The organism is Dorea hominis (assembly GCF_014287705.1).
Classification (GTDB): domain Bacteria; phylum Bacillota; class Clostridia; order Lachnospirales; family Lachnospiraceae; genus Dorea_D; species Dorea_D hominis.
Genome location: NZ_JACOOY010000006.1, coordinates 60,286 through 79,494, shown reverse-complemented (window position 1 = coordinate 79,494; position 19,209 = coordinate 60,286). Strand labels below are relative to the sequence as shown.

Here is a 19,209-nt window from a genome sequence, read left to right as displayed (position 1 = left end):
CAAGAGGGGCTTATTTTACTGCCTCAAATGCTGCATCTAATGCTGCAATCAAATCTTCTACTTTTTCAATTCCGATAGAAAGACGGATTGTGTTTGGTTTAATTCCCTGATCTAACAGTTCTTCCTCTGTGCACTGGCTGTGTGTTGTTGTTGCCGGATGGATTACAAGAGATTTTACATCTGCAACGTTTGCAAGCAGTGAGAAAATGGACAGGTGATCAATGAAATCCTGCGCCGTCTTGGCATCTCCTTTAATCTCAAATGTAAAGATAGATCCACCACCGTTCGGTAAATATTTTTTATATAATTCATGGCTCGACTCACTCTCAAGAGACGGATGATGTACTGCCTCTACCTGTGGGTGATTTGCCAGGTAATCTACGATTTTCAGCGCGTTGCTTACGTGACGTTCTACACGAAGTGATAATGTCTCTAATCCCTGAAGGAATAAGAATGCATGGAATGGAGAAAGTGTTGCTCCTGTATCACGTAAGATAATTGCACGAATGTATGTAACGAAAGCTGCCGGTGCAGTTGCGTCTGCAAATGAAATTCCGTGGTAGCTTGGGTTCGGATCAGAGATCCATGGGAATTTTCCGCTTGCTTTCCAGTCGAAGTTTCCTCCTTCAATGATGACACCACCGATTGCTGTTCCGTGTCCACCGATGAATTTTGTTGCTGAATGTACAACGATGTCTGCGCCATATTCAAATGGACGGATCAGATATGGTGTTGCAAATGTTGAATCTACAACCAATGGAATATTGTGTTTGTGTGCAATTTTTGCAATCTCTTCCAGATCAACTAAGTTAGAGTTCGGATTTCCTAATGTCTCAACAAAGATTGCTTTTGTATTTTCCTGGATTGCTGCTTCAAATGAACCTTCAACTTCCGGATCAACGAATGTTGTTGTTACACCGTTTGTAAGTGGAAGTGTATGTGCCAGAAGGTTATATGTTCCTCCGTAAATAGTCTTGGATGCTACGATATGCTCACCTGTTTTTGCAAGTGCCTGGAATGTATAATCGATTGCTGCTGCTCCGGATGCAACTGCAAGTGCTGCAGAACCACCTTCCAATGAAGCAATACGCTGTTCAAATACATCTTCTGTCGGATTTGTAAGTCTTCCGTAAATATTTCCTGCATCGCGAAGTCCAAATCTGTCAGCTGCATGCTGTGAGTTATGGAATACATAAGATGATGATGCATAAATCGGAACTGCTCTTGCGTCCGTTGCCGGATCAGCCTGCTCCTGTCCAATGTGTAACTGTCTTGTTTCAAATCCCCAGTTTTTTGAATCCTTAATATCTGCCATAATTTTGTCCCTCCATATTACGCTTACTGCGTTTCCTTAATTTGCCCTTTTTTGTTGTGTTTCTTTGTTTCTGTAAACATACTAACATGGTAGGTAATTCTTGTCTAATACATAAGAAAAATATCCAGTTATAGAATGAAACTATAACTCAGAGAATAAAAAACAAAACAGACTATCACTTTATTTTCTTAAAATGACAGTCTGCTTCTTAGAGGGTGTTTATTTTATTTTTCCTTATTTCTTAATCATGCATCCGTTTTTCTACCAGTCTGCACCAAATCTGTACACCATATTCCAGTGCCTTTGTATCAATCACAACATTTGGATTATGGAATCCCGGAACTGCATCCGCTCCCAGTCCCATATAAGTCGTTTTGCAATGCAGCTTCTGTGTATAGTAATGGAAATCTTCTCCGCCTGAATTTTTGAAGATTCCAATTGAACCGTGTTCGCCAAATACATCCAGAATCGTTTCTTCTGCAAGTTTAATCATATCATCATCAAATTCTGCTGCCGGAACTCCACTGTTGAATGTTAATGTCGCTTCTGCTCCGACTGCTTCGCATGCTTTTGTCACAGCTCTGACAACCAGTTCTTTCATATGTTCAATCTCTTCATTGCTTTCTGAACGAAGATCCAATGCCATAAATGCTTCTTCAGGGATATTATTATATGTTTCTCCCGGGATCTTAACATTTGTCACTTTTACAGAACTCGGGATTGCCGGATTTACACGAATCATATTAACAGCCTGTGTAGACAGCGACAGTGCATCTGCTACGTTGACACCAAGATGTGGTTTTGAACCATGCGCAGTTTTTCCTTTGATAGAAAAATGCATAATACAGCTTGCATTATGATACATTGCCGGTATTGCCTTTCCCAATCTGCAATCCTGTTTCGGGCGCAAATGCATGCCAACCATTTCCTCAACATCATTCAGTACTCCTGATTCAATCACTTTTAAAGCACCAAACAATTTTTCTTCTGCCGGCTGGAATAAAATTTTCAGTCTTCCTGCCTTCACCAGTCCTCTGTTCTTAATTTCTCTTGCAGCAACCAACAGCATAGAAATGTGTCCATCATGTCCACATGCATGAATAATTTTGCGTTCTCCATTGATAATAAATTCCAGCGCATCTATATCTGCTCTTAACGCCAGTACAGGTCCCGGTTTACCAGAATCAATCGTCACAAGAATACCTGTTCCTGCAATTCCCGAAACAATATCTTCATCCCTGAATCCACATTTCTTTAATTCACTCAGAATAAATGCAGATGTCTTATACTCTTCAAATCCCAGTTCTGGAATTGTATGTAAATAATCATAAACCTCATGTACATAAGTGATATAATCTTTCTGTTCTGCCATTGTTCTTTCTCCTTTCTGCTACATTATTTTAAACAATAAAATAATTCATGATCAACATTGCAATAATTCCATTTACAGTTGCAATCGTAAACATATGAGGATAGTATTTCGTATCCAGTTCAGCTGTTCCAAGCATACGTCCCATGAACTGCACCTGTGCTCCGGAAAGCAATAATGCCGGAAGCATAATTGCAACCTGTGCACTTGTCATCTGTCCAGCCGTAAAAAGTCCGGCGATAACACCTGCGGCTCCTCCCATAGATACAAAAATTGCCATCCATGCTGTTGCAGCAACACCCGGGAGTCCAAAGATTCCCATGATCGGTGTAAATACTTTTCCAATAATTTCCATTAATCCGGTCAGATTTAAGATTGAAATCACAGCAAATCCAAAAATAATATTCGGAACCATAGAATTTGTACCGATCTTAAATCCATTTCTCGCTCCGCCTACAAATGCGTCAATAATATTTCCCTTCTTCTCTGTCTTTGCTTCCATATGTTTATGCCTCCTCTTTCTTATCCATTTTGTTTACCCAGAAACGCATTGCATTTGCACCCACAAATTTCAACACAATAATCAATACCAGCGGTTTCCAGATTGCCAGGTCTCCAATAAATGGGAATAATGCGGCTCCTGATGCAAAAAAGTTTGTAATTACAGACGCTCCTGAAAACTGGAACGCACAGAAAATCGCTTTTTCTTTCTCTGTGATATAACCATTATCACTTAATTCTTTTGTCATAGCTGCTGCAGCATCTGTTGACTGAATACTTGTAATCAATGTAAGTCCGGCACTTCCCGGAAGTCCCATCAGTGGTTTTAACAACGGGCTGAGTAATTTCTGTGCTGCTTTCATTCCATCCAGATGTTCAATGATCTTTACCATACCAAGTGCAAACATAACTGACGGCAATAATGTAAGTGCATATAACCATCCGTCCTTCGGTCCGGATCCTCCGACTCCACGGAAGTTTTCCGCCAGCGTACCCGATCCTTTTGTTAATTCTCCAAGCGTTCCAAAACTTCCCATTACATTATTGAAATCTAATGCTTTAAGCGCTCCTGGTGCTTTCTGAAATAATCCTGAGAAAAACAGAATACCTACCAGTAATGCAATATAACCATACCATTTTACCTGTACCTGTTCTTCTGCTCCCTTTCTCTTTTCCTTTGTTTCTGTTGCCATTCCTTTTCTCCTCCTTTATGACTGATATATTTATATAGAGCAAAAACCGTGCCAACTTTCTTCCTGCTTTATTTCGCGTTTTTTCTCTATTTTTTCTTTTCTTCGAGTATTTTTTAGGATATAATTGGATAAAACAGGATATTATCCATTATATTCAAAGAAGGATGGGAATTCAATGAAGAAAAAGCTGATTTTAATTACCTACGATTTATTAAATGCCATGCATTACCGCCAGGAACTTTTAGATTTTTTTGGTGGATTATTCGAGCTGGAAACACATACAATTACAGATGGAATCGGCGAACACCTGAAAGCTGATGCTGTTCTTGCTCTTTCTCCGATTAATAATGAAGAAATACTTAAACATTTTGACGATGAACCAATTATTATTCATGGCGTAAAAGCAATTTCAAATACTGGTTATAAAAAGCTCATGAATATCGTACCCGGAACAAAAGTCCTGTTAATGACTACAAACCGTACTTCTGCGTTTGATATGGCTGCTTATCTTTATCAACTGGGAATCAATCATATTGATTTCGTTCCATCTTATCCGGACAATCCAGAAACTTACAGTGTTGATATTGCGGTCACTCCGGGACAGATGCGTTTTATCCCATCATATATCACAAAAGTTATCGACATTGGATGGCGTCTGATTTCAGCAGACACATTAATGTCTGTGATGGTTGCACTGGAAATCAAAACGAACTCTCTGCTTGAGAAATTGTATCAGACATCGAAAGAAATTTTGAACAGCGACTTTTCACACGCACCGTTGGATCTCTATTCAAACACAAAAGACCTGTTAACTCTGACGATCAACCTGATCGATGATGGTCTGCTCTTTTTAAACACAAGTGACCATCCGGCTTTTGTCAATCAGGCTTTTTTGTCTATGATGAATTTGAACGAACAGACTATTGACACCCGGGAACTGATCCGTTATCTTCCAATGGAAGTCCGGGAACTGATTACGGATCCGTCAGAACGGGATAATTATATTTTTAAATTAGAAAAACAAGAAAAAATATATACATTTTCCAAGCATATATTTTCACTTTACAAAGATACAAAAGGATTCTTAATTATCTTAAAAGATGCAAAAAAAATCGAATCTCTGGAACATGAGATCCGAAAAAAATCAATCCATAAAAATGCTGCTGCCAAATATCAGTTTTCTGATATTATCTGTAAAAGCAGTGTTATGAAAGACTGTATCCAACGAGCCAAACGAATGGCTCTTACAGATTTTCCGATTCTTATCAACGGAGAAAGCGGAACCGGGAAAGAACTGTTCGCTCAGTCTGTGCACCAGTATTCTGCACGCAGTGCTCATCCATTTATCGCACTCAACTGTGCCTCCCTTTCAAATGAATTACTGGAAAGTGAACTTTTTGGTTATGAAGAGGGTGCCTTTACCGGTGCAAAACGCGGTGGTAAAAAAGGCTTATTTGAACTTGCGCAAAACGGAACCATATTTCTCGACGAAATTGGCGAAATGCCTGTCATTCTGCAAGCGAAGCTCCTTCGTGTTCTGCAGGAACAGGAAATCCGAAAGCTCGGAAGCAGCACGACGATTCCGATCAATGTACGGATCATCACGGCAACAAACCGAAACCTTTCGGACATGATCGAACAGGGACTCTTCCGTCTGGATCTGTATTACCGTATCAGTATGTTTACACTCGTGATCCCGCCACTCAGAGAACGTATCGATGATATCCTGCCATTGTCCGAACATTTTTTGAAAAGTTTTAAAATCCATCATTCTATCACGCCTGCGCTACAGGAACTTTTGCTGTCTTATTCATGGAAGGGAAATATCCGCGAATTACAAAACTGTATTGAATATATGGCATACATGGGTTCCAGAGCTTTAACACCGGATGATCTTCCACCTGGATACAACAAAAAAATAATTACAACCTCCCAGACAGATCTCATACATTCACAAAAGGATTCACCTATTTCCAATTCTTCTGTGGAATTTTCCGATTTGTTTTCCAGAGAAGAAACTTTATGTCAGCGCATTCTGTCTCTTCTCTACCAACAGCCAATGGGGCGGATGAAAATATTAAAAGAACTAAATTATGACTATACCGAACATGAGATAAAAAAAGCTTTTGATTATTTACATGAAAAAAACTGGATTAAAAGTTCCAGAGGACGCGGCGGAACATCACTGACTTCCGCCGGAGTACAGCAATTCAGACTGGCTACTCAATCCGCAGATACTTTTTAATCTCTTCTATATAATGCTCGCCCATGCGGCTTAAAATAGAGTTTTTCCTTGTGACATACCCGATCTCCATCTCACTGTTCGGGTTCATTTCATCATCTTTAAATGGAACTGCGCGATACTCATCACCGTTCAGTTCCTCACAGATGATGCCGGAGCACAGCGTATACCCATTCAATCCGATCATCAGATTCAGCATCGTTGCACGATCATTTGCCTTGATGATCTGCGGATATTCATTCGTAGACAGGATTTCTTCTGCAAGATAAAATGCACTGTCATCTCCCTGTTCAAATGCAAGGCACGGATATTTGCCAAGCTGCTCAAAAGAAATAGATTCTTCGTTTGCCAGCGGATGTCCTTTCCACAAATATACATATGCCTGGCAAATGGTCAGATGATGAAATTCCAGTCCCGCGGAGCGAAATAATTTTGTCATAGATTTACGGTTGAAATCTGACAAATAGAGAACGCCGACTTCGCTCTTCATCGTACTGACATCCTGAATGACTTCTTTGGTCTGCGTCTCCCGGATTGCAAATTCATACTGTGACATATCATAAGCTTTTGCCATATCTACAAACGCTTTGACAGCGAAAGAATAATGCTGTGTGGAGACACCAAATTTCTTCTTATAGCTGCCACCACCGCTGTATTTTTCCATTACGGTTTCATATTGTCCATAAATCTGCTTCGCATATAATAAAAATTCAGTTCCGTCATTCGTCAGCGTAACTCCACGTCCGCTTCGGTAAAATAATGTGATTCCAAGCTCTTTCTCCAGTTCTTTTACCGCACTGGTCAGCGACGGCTGAGAGACAAACAGCTGCTCCGCTGCTTTATTCAGAGATTTAGTCTGTGCAATTGTAATAATATAATGAAGTTGTGTTAATGTCATAATCTTTTATCCTCATATTGTGGCAAGTCACTAAGCCATTTTTATTCTGGACTCCACCGCTATATTCGCAAATTCGCACGTCACTACGTGCTCTTTCGCTGCTTCGCAGCTCATTTTGCTCATATCGGGGCGGTGACTCTATTTTTCTGTTTCCTATATATAAACACCTTACGGATTGCTCCGTGCTATGCACTTCCACAATCCTGCACAATATTCGGATATCGCAGGGCTACACCCTGCTTTTATCCTCATATTGTGGCAAGTCACTAAGCCATTTTTATTCTGGACTCCACCGCTATATTCGCAAATTCGCACGTCACTACGTGCTCTTTCGCTGCTTCGCAGCTCATTTTGCTCATATCGGGGCGGTGACTCATTCGAGTCACCTTTCGAATAAGAAAAGATGCTATTTACATACAAGCATGACATATCATCTTTTCTTATTCTATGGAGTCCTGAATAGTTACTCTGGTGTTTATATATAGTACATCTCCGCTGAATACGCAGTAATCTCTTCTGTCTTTTCCACTAATCCTTTTAAGGTCAGTCCCCGCAGCAGTTGATTGGTCTGCTCATTGACCGGATTGATAATGCATCTCTGAATCACCTGTGCAGTCGGCAGTTCGGACACTTCTTCATCCAGTTCATAGCTTCCATCCATCGCTTCAACTACATCAGATATGCGAATTTCCTCCGGTAATTTTCCAAGCAGATATCCGCCCTGTGGACCTTTGATACTTTTTACAAATCCTGCTTTTCTGAGCGCAGTAAATATCTGCTCCAAATATTTGGCGGAAATATCATTCCTCTCCGACACATCCTTTAACTGTACACATTCCGTTTTTGCATATATCCCCAGATCTATTAACGCCTGTATGCCATAGCGGCTTCTTTTCGAAAATTTCATATTACCCCAATCCTTTATCTTTTATTTTTAACTGGCAAAATACAGAGTAAACATTTTAGGTTTACTCTGTATTTCTACTCATGGTATCTACTTTATGATTATGCCTGTCCGGCGAATGTTTTACTCACTTTTACAGGCATTTCCGCTCAGCAAATGTTTTACTTACTTCGCAGGTTATTTACTCTGTAAATAATGGTGTTGAATAATATCTGTCACCTGTATCTGGCAGTAATGCTACGATTGTCTTGCCTTTATTCTCTGGTTTCTTCGCATATTCGATTGCTGCATGAAGTGCTGCTCCTGAAGAAATACCTACCAGTACGCCTTCTTTCTTGGCAAGCAGTTTTGCTGCTGCAAATGCATCTTCATTTTCTGCTTTATAAATCTCATCGTATACAGATGTATTGAGTACGTCCGGTACAAATCCGGCACCGATTCCCTGAATCTTATGTGCTCCGCTCTTTCCTTCAGATAATACCGGTGAAGAAGCTGGCTCTAATGCTACGATCTTCACTTCCGGTTTCTGCTCTTTCAGATATTCACCGGTTCCTGTCAGTGTTCCTCCGGTTCCGACACCTGCGATAAAGATGTCAACTTCACCATCTGTATCTTTCCAGATCTCCGGTCCTGTTGTTGCTTTGTGCACAGCAGGGTTTGCAGGATTTACAAACTGTCCCGGAATGAAGCTGTTCGGAATCTCTTTTGCAAGCTCTTCGGCCTTGGCAATTGCTCCTTTCATTCCTTTCGCGCCCTCTGTCAGCACTAACTCTGCACCGTATGCTTTCAGAATATTTCTTCTCTCAACGCTCATTGTCTCAGGCATTGTAAGAATGATACGATATCCTTTGGCTGCTGCGATGGATGCAAGTCCGATTCCAGTATTACCAGATGTTGGCTCAATAATCACAGAACCTTCCTTTAACTGTCCTTTGCTCTCTGCATCTTCGATCATTGCCTTTGCGATTCTGTCTTTTACACTTCCTGCCGGGTTGAAATACTCTAATTTTACAAGTACTTTTGCTTCCAGACCTAATTCTTTCTCAATATTTGCTACTTCTACAAGTGGTGTGTTTCCAATTAATCCTAATGTTCCTTTATAAATATTTGCCATTTTAAATCCCTCTTTCTATTTATCTGTAACCGTTCTACGTTTTTCTTCTATGATGCCAGGGGCAAAAGCCTAAAACTATGATGTGCTTGCACACGAATGGTTTTATGGCATCTTCCTATATAAAATATGCGATGATACTTCATCTTAAAACTGTGGGCAGCAACATCGGCTGCAACACCTTGCCACACAGCACAATTGATAAACTAACATTCGCCAGTGTTTTCTCACTGCACTACAGTTTCTGATCATCTTGTTCATCTCCTTATCTCTTCTTCATGTAAAGTATACTATCACTATAAACCTACTATGTCAATAGGTTTTATTCAAAAAAAGAAGCGATACACTCATATGTGCACCGCTCTTATTTTATAAACACTTATTTACTCTGCTCTTTTGCTTTCATTCTTTCTTTTTTAAACACTCTTGAAAGAAAGTAAACAAATCCACCAACATATCCTACAATTGTAATTACCATCATAATAATTGCATCCATCGTCATAACACATACCTTCTTTCTATTATTTTGCGATCTCGTCTTCTTTCATCTCGCCTTTTGCAGTTTTACTATTGAAGAATTTGGAAAGTACAATACCTACAACAATAACAACTGCAAACTGAAGTAATACTGTTCCCGTATTATCCTGAATAATAAATGGATTCAGCCATGTATTCGGGAACCATTCTTTTGTCTGAAGAAGCCAGTAGCCAACCATTCCTACTACTAAAACAGGAATAATATACATACATGCAGTATAGTATGCTTTTGGTAAATGTACGTCTGCGCCTTTTGCATTGACTTCTTCTGTACGCAATTTTTCTACTCCATATTTCCATGCAAGCACTGCAATAAATGCACCACTTACTAAAAGTCCAATTCCCCATACCCAGTCCTGATTATCGATGTTGATTAATGACCAGCATGAGAAACATCCTACAAGGAATCCTGCAAAGCAAACACCAACAACTGCTTTCTTACGGGATACGCCAAGGTCAACTACACATTTGACACCGACCTCGATCATTGAGAACAGTGATGTAATAGCTGCAATTGCAAGCAGTCCGAAGAAAATAAATGAAATAAATCTTCCACCCGGAATTGTTGTAAATAACTGATAAATATAAATAAATGTAAGTCCGAAGTTACCCTGGCTAAGTGCCTCATTTGCTGCTTCCGGCGTTGCAGAAAGTGCACAGATTGCAGGAATTACTACAAGTGCTGAAAGGATGGCTCCAAGGTTATCACCAAGTCCCATGATCAGACAGCTTGTCGGAACGTCTTCATCTTTTCCAACATAGTTTGCATATGTAATAATGAATCCCCATCCGGCACCAGTACTCCATGCTGCCTGGATAAATGCCTGGATCCATGTATTCGGACTGAGAAGATATTCTTTCTTAATTGTAAAAAGATACTGCAGTCCCTGACTTGCTCCATTTAATGTAACTGCGTAAATTGCAAGTCCGACAAGAATGACAAATAATGACGGGATCGCTACTTTACAGAATCGCTCGATACCACCGGCAATTCCCTGATAAACGATAAAACATGCAACTGCAAATCCGATTGCGTGGAATAAAATAACCTGCCATTTAGAATCTGTAAATGCTGTCCACATTGCTGATGTAGTCTCGGTTGTCAGATTCGCTTTAAATGTGGTAACTGAATTTACCGCATATTTCATACAATATCCCTGAAGTACACAATAATAACTCATCAGGAAAAAACAAACTGCTGCCACGAAAAATCCCATCCATGTATATTTCTTTCCACCAACATTACGGAAAGAACCGATACATCCAAGCCGGGTCTTCTTACCAATTGCCATCTCCGTTGAGAGAAGCGGTACTGCAAAAATCAGCATTGCAATCGTCCAGGCTAAAATAAATGCTCCTCCACCATTCGCCGCACATACTCGTGGGAATCGCCAGACATTTCCTGTACCAATACACATACCTAAAGCGGCTGCAATGTAACCTATGGTACTAAACTTTTCTTGTTTCTGTTCCATAATTAAACCTCCGTCCGAATACTACACTCGTCAGAAGCTCTAATTTCTTTCCTACCACCTGTTTCTTTCGCAACCGTAAAACTTCCGTGTGTATTCTAATTTTTCTTTCTAATCAGTATTTTTTGTAGATAATTACAGTTTTTTCTGATTTATCCGATTTATCCGAATTTTCTAATCACTGATTGATTTTATTTTAACGTTCACGGATTCAAAAGTCAATATAAATATTACATTTTTTAATTTTAGGTATTAGTATTTCTTATATGCCATTCTCCTTTACCGTTTCCTCTTCCGCTTTTTCTTAAACCGTCGCATCTTAATCAAACGCGCAATAAACAGCAGAATCAGTACGATCAGAACAGCCACCAGCCCGGCGAGTTCATAACTCTTCGTTCTTCCGTATTGCTGATATTTGGCTGCAAGCTGCTTCCAGATTTTCTCCGGAAGGATTTTTTTGTCTTTATTTTTAATCATCCTCTCAGTTTTGCCAGGTTTTGTAACTTTACTCTGATTTTTCACAGATGATTTTGGCTCAACTTTTGCCTTGTGTGCATCCAGATAAGACTGGCTCAGCTTCGCTCTTGCACTTCCGACAAGATTGTCTCTGTAAGTATAAGTCAATGTTGCTTCGGACGGCATGCTCTTGTCTACTTCCATCTTCATCTTCAGATCTGAAAATTTTACCCCTTTTGGCAGCATGACATAACCGCTGTTTTCATCGGCAAGAATCTCCCCGACATCTTTTGATGTCTCATTGCCGGAAACCGGAGTCTTTTTGAAATTTTTAAATGCATAATCGAATAAATGTCTCGTATCCGGGAAAATATTTCTTCCGTGTGTACGCATCACAACACAGACGAGTTTCGTATCGCCTTTTTTTGCCATCGTGATCAATGTTGCCAGTGCATCTGATGTAAATCCGGTCTTTCCGCCGACTGCATATTTATAATAATAAGAGCCACCCGGCCATAACATCTTATGCTTCTGGTAAAATTCGTGTTTCTCTACCGTCTTTGATTTTGGAATTGTGTAATTCAGTGTCTGTACAATCTTGAAAAATTCCGGATGTTTGAACAACTCTCTTCCAATCAGTGCCATATCTCTGGCGCACGTATAATGATTCGGATCATGCAGACCATTCGTATTTGCAAAATGAGAATTATTTCCACCCAGTTCTTTACATCTTACATTCATCTGCTGCACAAACCAGTTGTAATCATGTCCGGCATTTTTACCGACATTTGCCCCGACTGCGTACGCAGCTTCATTTGCCGATGCAAGAAGTGTCGCATACAACGCCTGTTCCAGCGTGATCTTATTCCCTTTTTTCAGCCCGATGGAGGAATCGCCCGGTTGAATAAATGACACGCAGTCTTTTGTAAATATAACCGGATCATCCATCTTGCCATTCTCCAGTGCAACCAATGCTGTCAGCACCTTTGTGATACTCGCCGGATATTCGTGTGTGTCAATGTTTTTTGCATATAGAATCGCACCTGTACCGGCATCCATCACAATTCCGGACTCTCCGTAAGTCCCCGGTCCTTTCGGCCAGCCCTTGATCTGGTTCGACTGGATCTTCATCTTATAGACTTTCTTTAATTCTTTTTCCCGCTGCTGTTCCGGTGTCAGCTTCTTTTTTGTTTTGCGTTTTTTTCCGGTCTTTTTCGCGGCTGTAGTTTTTGCAGTTGCTGAACTGTTTGTTCTCGCTGCATTTGCCTGCACCACCGGTCCCAGGCATAAAGACAGTGCAAGAAGCGCTGCCAGACATCTTCTTCCTATTTTTTTCCTATTAAACATATATTGCCCTTACCTTCGTTTACTGTTCTCTGCCGTTCCCCGTATGCGTCCAAATCAGACTTTCGACAGTTTTGTTCATTATACCACATTTTTCTCACTTCTCAAACCTTGCCGCTGGCAGCTTCTGGGGACGGGGCTTTTTGAGAAAAGCCCCGTCCCCATTTCAAAAGCCCTGTCCCCATTTCAAAAGCCCTGTCCCCATTTCAAAAAGCCCCGTCCCCATTTCAAAAAGCCCTGTCCCCATTTCACCGCAAAGCACTCGCAAAAAGGGCAAGAGCCATCGCTTTCGCGGTGGCTCTTTTATTTAAGGGGTTCCCTTCTCTAATTATACAATGTATATTAAGGGAATGGAGGGTTATTTATATTATTTTAAAATGTGAATTGTCGGATAAATTAGTTTTTCTTTTTCGGCTGTCCGTAGCTCTTAAAGCTTTCCAGTACTTCTGCCATTTCTTCTTTAGACAGATATACAGGACCACCGATTGTCTTTGTACGGTACTCTAACTCAGCACAGAATTCCATTCCACATGCCAGAGAATAAGCGCTCTTTAAGCTTCCGCCGCAAGCGAGCATACCGTGGTTAGCAAGCAGAACTGCGTTGCTGTCACCGATTGTATCAGAAGCTGCTTTCGCAAGCTCCGGTGTTCCGTATGTGCAATACGGAGCACATGGTACTTCATCTACACCGGCATCTGCGATTACATAGTGAGCTGCTCTCAGTGGCTGACGAAGTGTTGCAAATACTGTACAGTACATAGAGTGTGTATGAACAACGGCTCTACATTCTGGTTTTGTTTTGTACATTGCTGTATGAAGTGCCCACTCGCTTGATGGTTTCTTGTCTCCATCTACGATATTAGCATCCAGGTCCATGATAACTACATCTTCCGGTTTTACATCGAAGTATCCGATTCCTGAAGGGCTAATAGCCATGTAACCTTTCTCTGCGTTATAAATACTGATGTTTCCGCTTGTTCCGGATGTCAGTCTGTCAGCGCTCATCTTTTTACCATATTCTACAATCTGTTCTCTTTCTTCCTGCATTAACATTGTTTTTCCCTCTTTCTTCATTAATTTCTGTTTCTTTTTCATAATCTATGCTAACTCCCTTAAGGATTTAACATCTGACGGTTTTTCAACCATTCTTTGTAATATTCCAGAATCAGGCTGTCCTCTTTCGGTGTGTAAATCGTTTCTGCCTGCTCTGTCTCTTTTTCGGATTCAATTCCGTAATATGCATTACAGATTCTTAAGCAGCCATTGATGGATGCTTGGCTGAATCCGTCCCGGATGATCAGTTTCTTTCCTGTCAGATCTGCCAAATGCTGGCATAACATCTTCGACTGGAAACCACCTGCACATCCTAAAATGTATTCTTTCTCATGTCCTGTCATCTCGCACAGACTTCTGTACTGTACATAGATAGAACATGCAATATCAGCTACGACTGCCCAGATCAGATGGATTGGTTTCATCGTTGCGTCAAATGGTGCTTTCATGACAAATCCACCCTTTTTCAGAGAACGTTTCTCTGAGAAATATAAGGATGAAAAAGACGCGGTACATAAATACTCGGTCTGTTTTGCCATCTCTTCTTCCAACTCCTCATAAGAAGTATCCGGAAAGAGAAAAGCTTTCATCTTCTGATAGTTCAGTCCGGTAACGCCCGGGTTTGTCTCAACCTGGTAAGTATCCCCGCCAAGGTTGGAATCTGTCCAGCAGCGCTCCTGTTTGTCATAATATTTATAATCTGTGATTGTTGCAACCGGCGAAGTCGTTCCGGATACTACCGCAACATCTCCGACACCCATTCCAACACTCTTCAGCGCAATCTGTGTATCAGCTCCGCCGACGATGAATTCTGCATCGTTGCTGATTCCCAGCTCATCTGCCATTTCTTTCTTAATCGTGCCAAGGCTATCTCCGGCTTTGGCGATCTCCGGCAGAATGTCCATGGAAATTCCATAGTCTTTACAGAGTCTTTCGGACCAGTCTTTTTCTTCGATATCAAAGAGCTGTGTCTCGCATGCCTGTGACGGTTCAATGACCAGTTTTCCAGTGAACATCTCTCCGATCCATTCACTAAGACTTGTGATCTTTGCAATGCTCTCGAACTCTTCCGGGTATTTTTTGCGGTATCCCATCAGCTTTGCTGCCGGGAAGTCTTCTGTTACCCAGCGACCGGTCTTTTCATAAATGAATGTGCAGTCTTCAATCTCTGCCATCCATGCACGGCCTCTGTTATCAATATTCGGAAGTCCCAGATAAGCCTTTCCTTCTTTATTATAAAGGACAATACTTTCTCGGGCTCCGGATGAAGTGATCGCACGTACCGGATGATCCGGAAACTCCTCCAGCAGCTCTTTACAGCCGTCTAAAAGATTCTGTTCCCATTCTTCCGGGAGAAAATACTGTGCATCTTCATACTGTTTATCTTTGTAATATTGATTTTCGTAATTTCGAATTCCCCAGATGGTTCCATCGGCACTGACAAGTCCTACTCTGGAATTTCCGGTTCCCATATCTACAACCAGATAATTTGTTTCCATCTGCTTTTCTCCTTATTTAACTGAATTAAATTATTTATTTTCCTTCATCCATGCATCGATGCGGTCAGCCAGAATTCTTGACTGATGATCTGTTACTTCATAAGTTGCACCGCAGATATGTGGTGTCAGAAGTACATTGTCCAGTCTTGCAATCTCCAGTGCTTCCTCTGTCGGAGGTTCAACTTCCAAAACATCCAGGATTGCTCCGCGGATCTTCTTATTTCTTAATACTTCCATCAGAGCCGGCTCATCTACAACTGCACTTCTTGCTGTATTTACGAAAATAGCTGTTTCTTTCATCTTTGCAAATAAATCTGCATTGATCATTCCCTTAGTACTGTCAAGCACCGGAAGATGAATAGAAACGATATCTGAATTCTTGAAAATCTCTTCCAGTTCACATTTCTTGTAGCTGTCTTTTACAAAATCTACAAATGGATCATAGAAAGAAATCTCACAGCCATATGCTTCAAGGATCTTAGCTGCATGTTTTCCAACTGCTCCAAAGCCGACGAATCCGACTTTCTTTCCGCAAAGCTCGTTTCCCATCCATGTGTAGTAAGGAGTTGTTCCTTCTACCCATTTACCGTCTTTGATCCACTGTACTGCCGGAACCAGGTTACGCATATAGCTTACAAGAAGTCCTGACAGCATCTCTGCTACAGCCTGTGCATTTCTTGCCGGTGTGCAGAGAACCGGTATATTTGCTTTCTTGCATGCTTCTACATCAATATTTGCCGGATTTGCACGACAGTCTCCGATGAAAATCAGTTTGTCATATCCGTTTAATACCTTTTCTGTTACACGGTCAAGCTCTGTGATCAGTGCGTCCGGCTGTTCTTTCTTCAGAACTTCCAGCATCTCATCTTCATAATAACGCTCTCCGGTAGTTGTCCACGGATCATATACAATCTCATCAAAATAAGCTTCAAGTCTTTTTCTTTCACTTTCAATAAAAGGTGCTCTGATTAATAATTTCATTTTAGCATTTTCTCCTTTTTATTCTTCTCCTGTTCGCTGTCGTTTCTATTTCCTATTAAATCTACTCTCCAAGTGGTTCAAATACAAGTTCTTTGGAAAGATTACTTTTCACAAGACAATCATCATAAGCTCTCTTCGCTACATCTTCGGATACTTCTTTCGGAACTCCTGTAACTTCGATCTTGTGTCTGATGTATGTTTTTTTATCATCGTGATAATCAAGTGCTACTGTTACAATAACTTTTTTAAATTCAATTCCATCTGCTTCACAGATCTTACGTGCGCATACGTCCAAACATGCTGCATATCCGGCTTCGATAAAATCGTGTGGACCGAATACATATCCGTCTCCGCCATATTCTGTCGGATTGTCACAGTCTACGGAAACTTTTCCGTTAGAAATAACAGAGCCATATTTTCTCTCTTTATTCATACATGTAACCATTGCTCTTACCTCTTTTCTTTATCTAAAGTCGGGGCAAAAGTCCCGGCTATAATGTTTTAATTTTAGTAGAAGTCTTTCACTTCACCTTTGAAGTAATCATTTAACAGATACGGTACATAGACACCTTTATCTGTTACAACACCACTGATGAGATGTGGCGGTACTATATCGAATGATGGATAGATTCCTTTTACTTCCGGAATTGTATTCGGGATACCTCGGTAAGAAAGTACCTGTGCAGGATCTCTTTCCTCGATAACGATATCTTTTCCGTACATTTTGTCTTCATCCGGGATTCCTGTTACATAGTATGGAATTCCGAAATATTTTGCCAGAATGGAAATCTGGAAAGTACCGATCTTATTAGCAATATGACCATCTCTTGCGATCGTATCTGCTGCTGAAGTAAAGAGATCGATACCTTTGTGCTGCATAGAATAAGCTACCATATTATCTGTAATAACTGTTGTATCGAATCCCATCTGTGCACAGCATGTAGATGTCAGTCTAGCTCCCTGCAGATACGGTCTTGTCTCTGCACAGAAGATTTTAATATCGTTGTTGTTCTTTCTTGCTGCACGAAGCATCATTCCGATGATTGTCTCACCGAAGCACTGTGTAAGGATTGTTCCGTTCTTCGGGAACAGAGCTGCCAGGTTCTCTCCGACTTTACCCATTGTTGTATATCTTCTGTTCAGAGAATCAACAGTTCTGTTGAAACATGCTTCTACTGCACTTTTTCCTTCTGCAAGTGCTTCTTTTGCAACTTTTAAGCAGCCTTCTGTGATAATTCCCATACGGTTTGCTGTTGTCGGCCTGGCATGTGAAATATCATAAGAAGCCTGTGTTAAGAACTTGATCTGCTCTTCTTCTGTCTTTCCTTCTACTTCGTGTGCTGCCAGCGCCATTCCCATACCAGCTGCTGTATATGGTCCTGCACTCTGCGTAACCATATCTGTGATTGCCTGTGCAACTTCTTTATAAGTTGTACACTCAACAAATTTTACCTCTGTAGGATAAATTCTACGGTCTAATATTCTTACTTTTCCATTCTCATACCATGCTACATTTTCATACTGGAGCATGAATGCCAAATCCTGATCACATCTTTCCATCATACATCTTCCTTTTCTTATAGATACCCTCCGGACCGTTTTACCAGCCCGGAAAGTGATTTCTTTACTTATTTTAAATATTCTTTACCCACAGCTTTGATTGCTGCTCCGTCTTTCAGAGTTCTTCTTTCCTTGATCAGCTTAATACCAATCTGGATCAAAGCTCTCTCCATCGGTACTCTCTGGTCAACATTTGTAACAGAAGTAACTTCTTTTACTTTTGAGTCTCCAACGACACGACGGATGATTTCTGTTCCGGCATATCCAAAGGAATCTGCCATTACTTTGTCTGTGTAATATTTCTTGAATCCTTCTGTCTTGTACAGCGGGAATTCAACAAGCGCATCCCATTTTGCTGAGAATTTCTCTTTGAATTTATCTGTAACTTCTCCGATTGTCTTCTCAATCCATGTCAGGAATTCTGTATTTTCAGAATCTGTGTAGTATTTGTTTGCCCAGGCAAAGAACAGGTTTCCGATTACATTACCGATATCATATCCCATTGGTCCATAGAATGCAAATTCAGGATCGATTACCTTTGTTCCTTCTTGATTTACGAAAATAGAACCTGAATGTAAATCTCCGTGGATCAGTGCCTGTGCATGATTCATAAAGTCATCACGAAGCTGTCCTACCTCTGCATGCAGGTCTTCATCTCCATAGAGTTTTTCTTTTACAAAATCCATATTCTGATCCAGGATGATGTTACGTCCCTTGTAATCATAGTATGGTTCTGTAAATACCAGATCTTCTGAAATATCGCAAAGTTCCGGGTTTGTAAATAATTTTACTTTTTCTTTCTTCTCTGCTCTGTTCATGATCAGATCTGTTGTTGGAAGCAGCGTATCTGCCATAAAAGTTGCAATATCATCTGCAAGTTTCGGGAAAGTCTTACCTGCTGCCATCTCTGTACGAAGGTTCTTGTAAGCGGAAATATCTTCCATAGATAATGCATACATGTTCTCATCATAGAGGTAAATTTCCGGAACAAATCCTTCTGATAATTTTCCTTCAATACCAAGAATCTCTGCTTCAATTTTATTACGATGCATATCAAGCGGTCTTCCTGATGAACGAAGAACGGTATCTGCCTGTTTGATGATCAGAGATTTTCCTGTTTCCGGATTCCAGACTTTAAATACATAGTTGATGTTTCCATCACCGATCTCGATTGCTTCTAATTTTTCGTCTTCTTTAAAATATCCAACTTTTTCTACTGCATATTCTTTTGCTGTATCAACATTCAGCAAAAAATGCTTTGAATATTTATCCATT

The 19,209-nt window shown here is 40.5% G+C and carries 17 protein-coding genes; 1 reads left to right on the top strand and 16 read right to left on the bottom strand.

The window, feature by feature from the left end; translation table 11 throughout:
• Nucleotides 1–10 precede the first annotated feature (10 nt).
• The 4 genes from H8S07_RS06170 to H8S07_RS06155 form a co-directional block, all read right to left on the bottom strand.
• Complete coding sequence (locus H8S07_RS06170) at nt 11–1,315, bottom strand: O-acetylhomoserine aminocarboxypropyltransferase/cysteine synthase family protein (protein WP_186855669.1); 1,305 nt, start codon at nt 1,313–1,315, stop codon at nt 11–13.
• Between the two features lie 241 nt (nt 1,316–1,556).
• Nucleotides 1,557–2,687 (bottom strand): M20 peptidase aminoacylase family protein, encoded by a 1,131-nt coding sequence (locus H8S07_RS06165; RefSeq protein WP_021860554.1) that lies wholly within the window; start codon nt 2,685–2,687, stop codon nt 1,557–1,559.
• Between the two features lie 28 nt (nt 2,688–2,715).
• The gene (locus H8S07_RS06160) at nt 2,716–3,186 is read right to left on the bottom strand and encodes a YjiG family protein (protein WP_021860553.1); all 471 of its coding nucleotides are present in this window, start codon (nt 3,184–3,186) and stop codon (nt 2,716–2,718) included.
• Nucleotides 3,187–3,190: 4 nt separating this feature from the next.
• Nucleotides 3,191–3,877, bottom strand: coding sequence for a nucleoside recognition domain-containing protein (locus tag H8S07_RS06155; RefSeq protein ID WP_021860552.1), 687 nt, complete (start codon nt 3,875–3,877; stop codon nt 3,191–3,193).
• 175 nt (nt 3,878–4,052) lie between these two features.
• Here H8S07_RS06155 and H8S07_RS06150 point away from each other — a divergent pair, with 175 nt between their 5' ends.
• Nucleotides 4,053–6,122, top strand: a complete 2,070-nt coding sequence (locus H8S07_RS06150; protein WP_243175975.1) for a sigma-54 interaction domain-containing protein — start codon at nt 4,053–4,055, stop codon at nt 6,120–6,122.
• On the opposite strand, the gene H8S07_RS06145 is transcribed toward H8S07_RS06150, so the two are convergent.
• The 12 genes from H8S07_RS06145 to mtnK form a co-directional block, all read right to left on the bottom strand.
• Nucleotides 6,097–7,017: a LysR family transcriptional regulator gene (locus H8S07_RS06145; RefSeq protein WP_118288280.1), complete on the bottom strand. Its 921-nt coding sequence runs from the start codon at nt 7,015–7,017 to the stop codon at nt 6,097–6,099. The genes H8S07_RS06150 and H8S07_RS06145 overlap by 26 nt on opposite strands.
• A gap of 475 nt (nt 7,018–7,492) precedes the next feature.
• Nucleotides 7,493–7,924, bottom strand: coding sequence for an RrF2 family transcriptional regulator (locus H8S07_RS06140; protein ID WP_186855668.1), 432 nt, complete (start codon nt 7,922–7,924; stop codon nt 7,493–7,495).
• A gap of 178 nt (nt 7,925–8,102) precedes the next feature.
• Nucleotides 8,103–9,035, bottom strand: a complete 933-nt coding sequence (gene cysK / locus H8S07_RS06135) for a cysteine synthase A (protein WP_021860548.1) — start codon at nt 9,033–9,035, stop codon at nt 8,103–8,105.
• A gap of 376 nt (nt 9,036–9,411) precedes the next feature.
• The gene (locus H8S07_RS06130) at nt 9,412–9,534 is read right to left on the bottom strand and encodes a MetS family NSS transporter small subunit (protein WP_021860547.1); all 123 of its coding nucleotides are present in this window, start codon (nt 9,532–9,534) and stop codon (nt 9,412–9,414) included.
• A 19-nt stretch (nt 9,535–9,553) separates the two neighbouring features.
• Complete coding sequence (locus tag H8S07_RS06125; RefSeq protein ID WP_186855667.1) at nt 9,554–11,044, bottom strand: sodium-dependent transporter; 1,491 nt, start codon at nt 11,042–11,044, stop codon at nt 9,554–9,556.
• Nucleotides 11,045–11,320: 276 nt separating this feature from the next.
• The gene (locus H8S07_RS06120; RefSeq protein WP_186855666.1) at nt 11,321–12,844 is read right to left on the bottom strand and encodes a D-alanyl-D-alanine carboxypeptidase family protein; all 1,524 of its coding nucleotides are present in this window, start codon (nt 12,842–12,844) and stop codon (nt 11,321–11,323) included.
• 393 nt (nt 12,845–13,237) lie between these two features.
• Entirely contained in the window at nt 13,238–13,894 is a 657-nt protein-coding gene (locus H8S07_RS06115; protein ID WP_117537961.1) for an L-fuculose-phosphate aldolase, read from the bottom strand.
• Between the two features lie 59 nt (nt 13,895–13,953).
• Nucleotides 13,954–15,393: an FGGY-family carbohydrate kinase gene (locus H8S07_RS06110; RefSeq protein WP_186855665.1), complete on the bottom strand. Its 1,440-nt coding sequence runs from the start codon at nt 15,391–15,393 to the stop codon at nt 13,954–13,956.
• Nucleotides 15,394–15,423: 30 nt separating this feature from the next.
• A complete protein-coding gene (locus H8S07_RS06105) occupies nt 15,424–16,374 on the bottom strand; it encodes a 2-hydroxyacid dehydrogenase (protein ID WP_118288275.1) in 951 nt (316 codons plus the stop codon).
• A gap of 61 nt (nt 16,375–16,435) precedes the next feature.
• Nucleotides 16,436–16,819 (bottom strand): OsmC family protein, encoded by a 384-nt coding sequence (locus H8S07_RS06100; RefSeq protein ID WP_021860541.1) that lies wholly within the window; start codon nt 16,817–16,819, stop codon nt 16,436–16,438.
• Nucleotides 16,820–16,881: 62 nt separating this feature from the next.
• A complete protein-coding gene (locus H8S07_RS06095; RefSeq protein WP_117537962.1) occupies nt 16,882–17,937 on the bottom strand; it encodes an S-methyl-5-thioribose-1-phosphate isomerase in 1,056 nt (351 codons plus the stop codon).
• A gap of 65 nt (nt 17,938–18,002) precedes the next feature.
• Nucleotides 18,003–19,208 (bottom strand): S-methyl-5-thioribose kinase, encoded by a 1,206-nt coding sequence (gene mtnK, locus H8S07_RS06090; RefSeq protein ID WP_021860539.1) that lies wholly within the window; start codon nt 19,206–19,208, stop codon nt 18,003–18,005.
• Nucleotide 19,209: the final 1 nt, after the last annotated feature.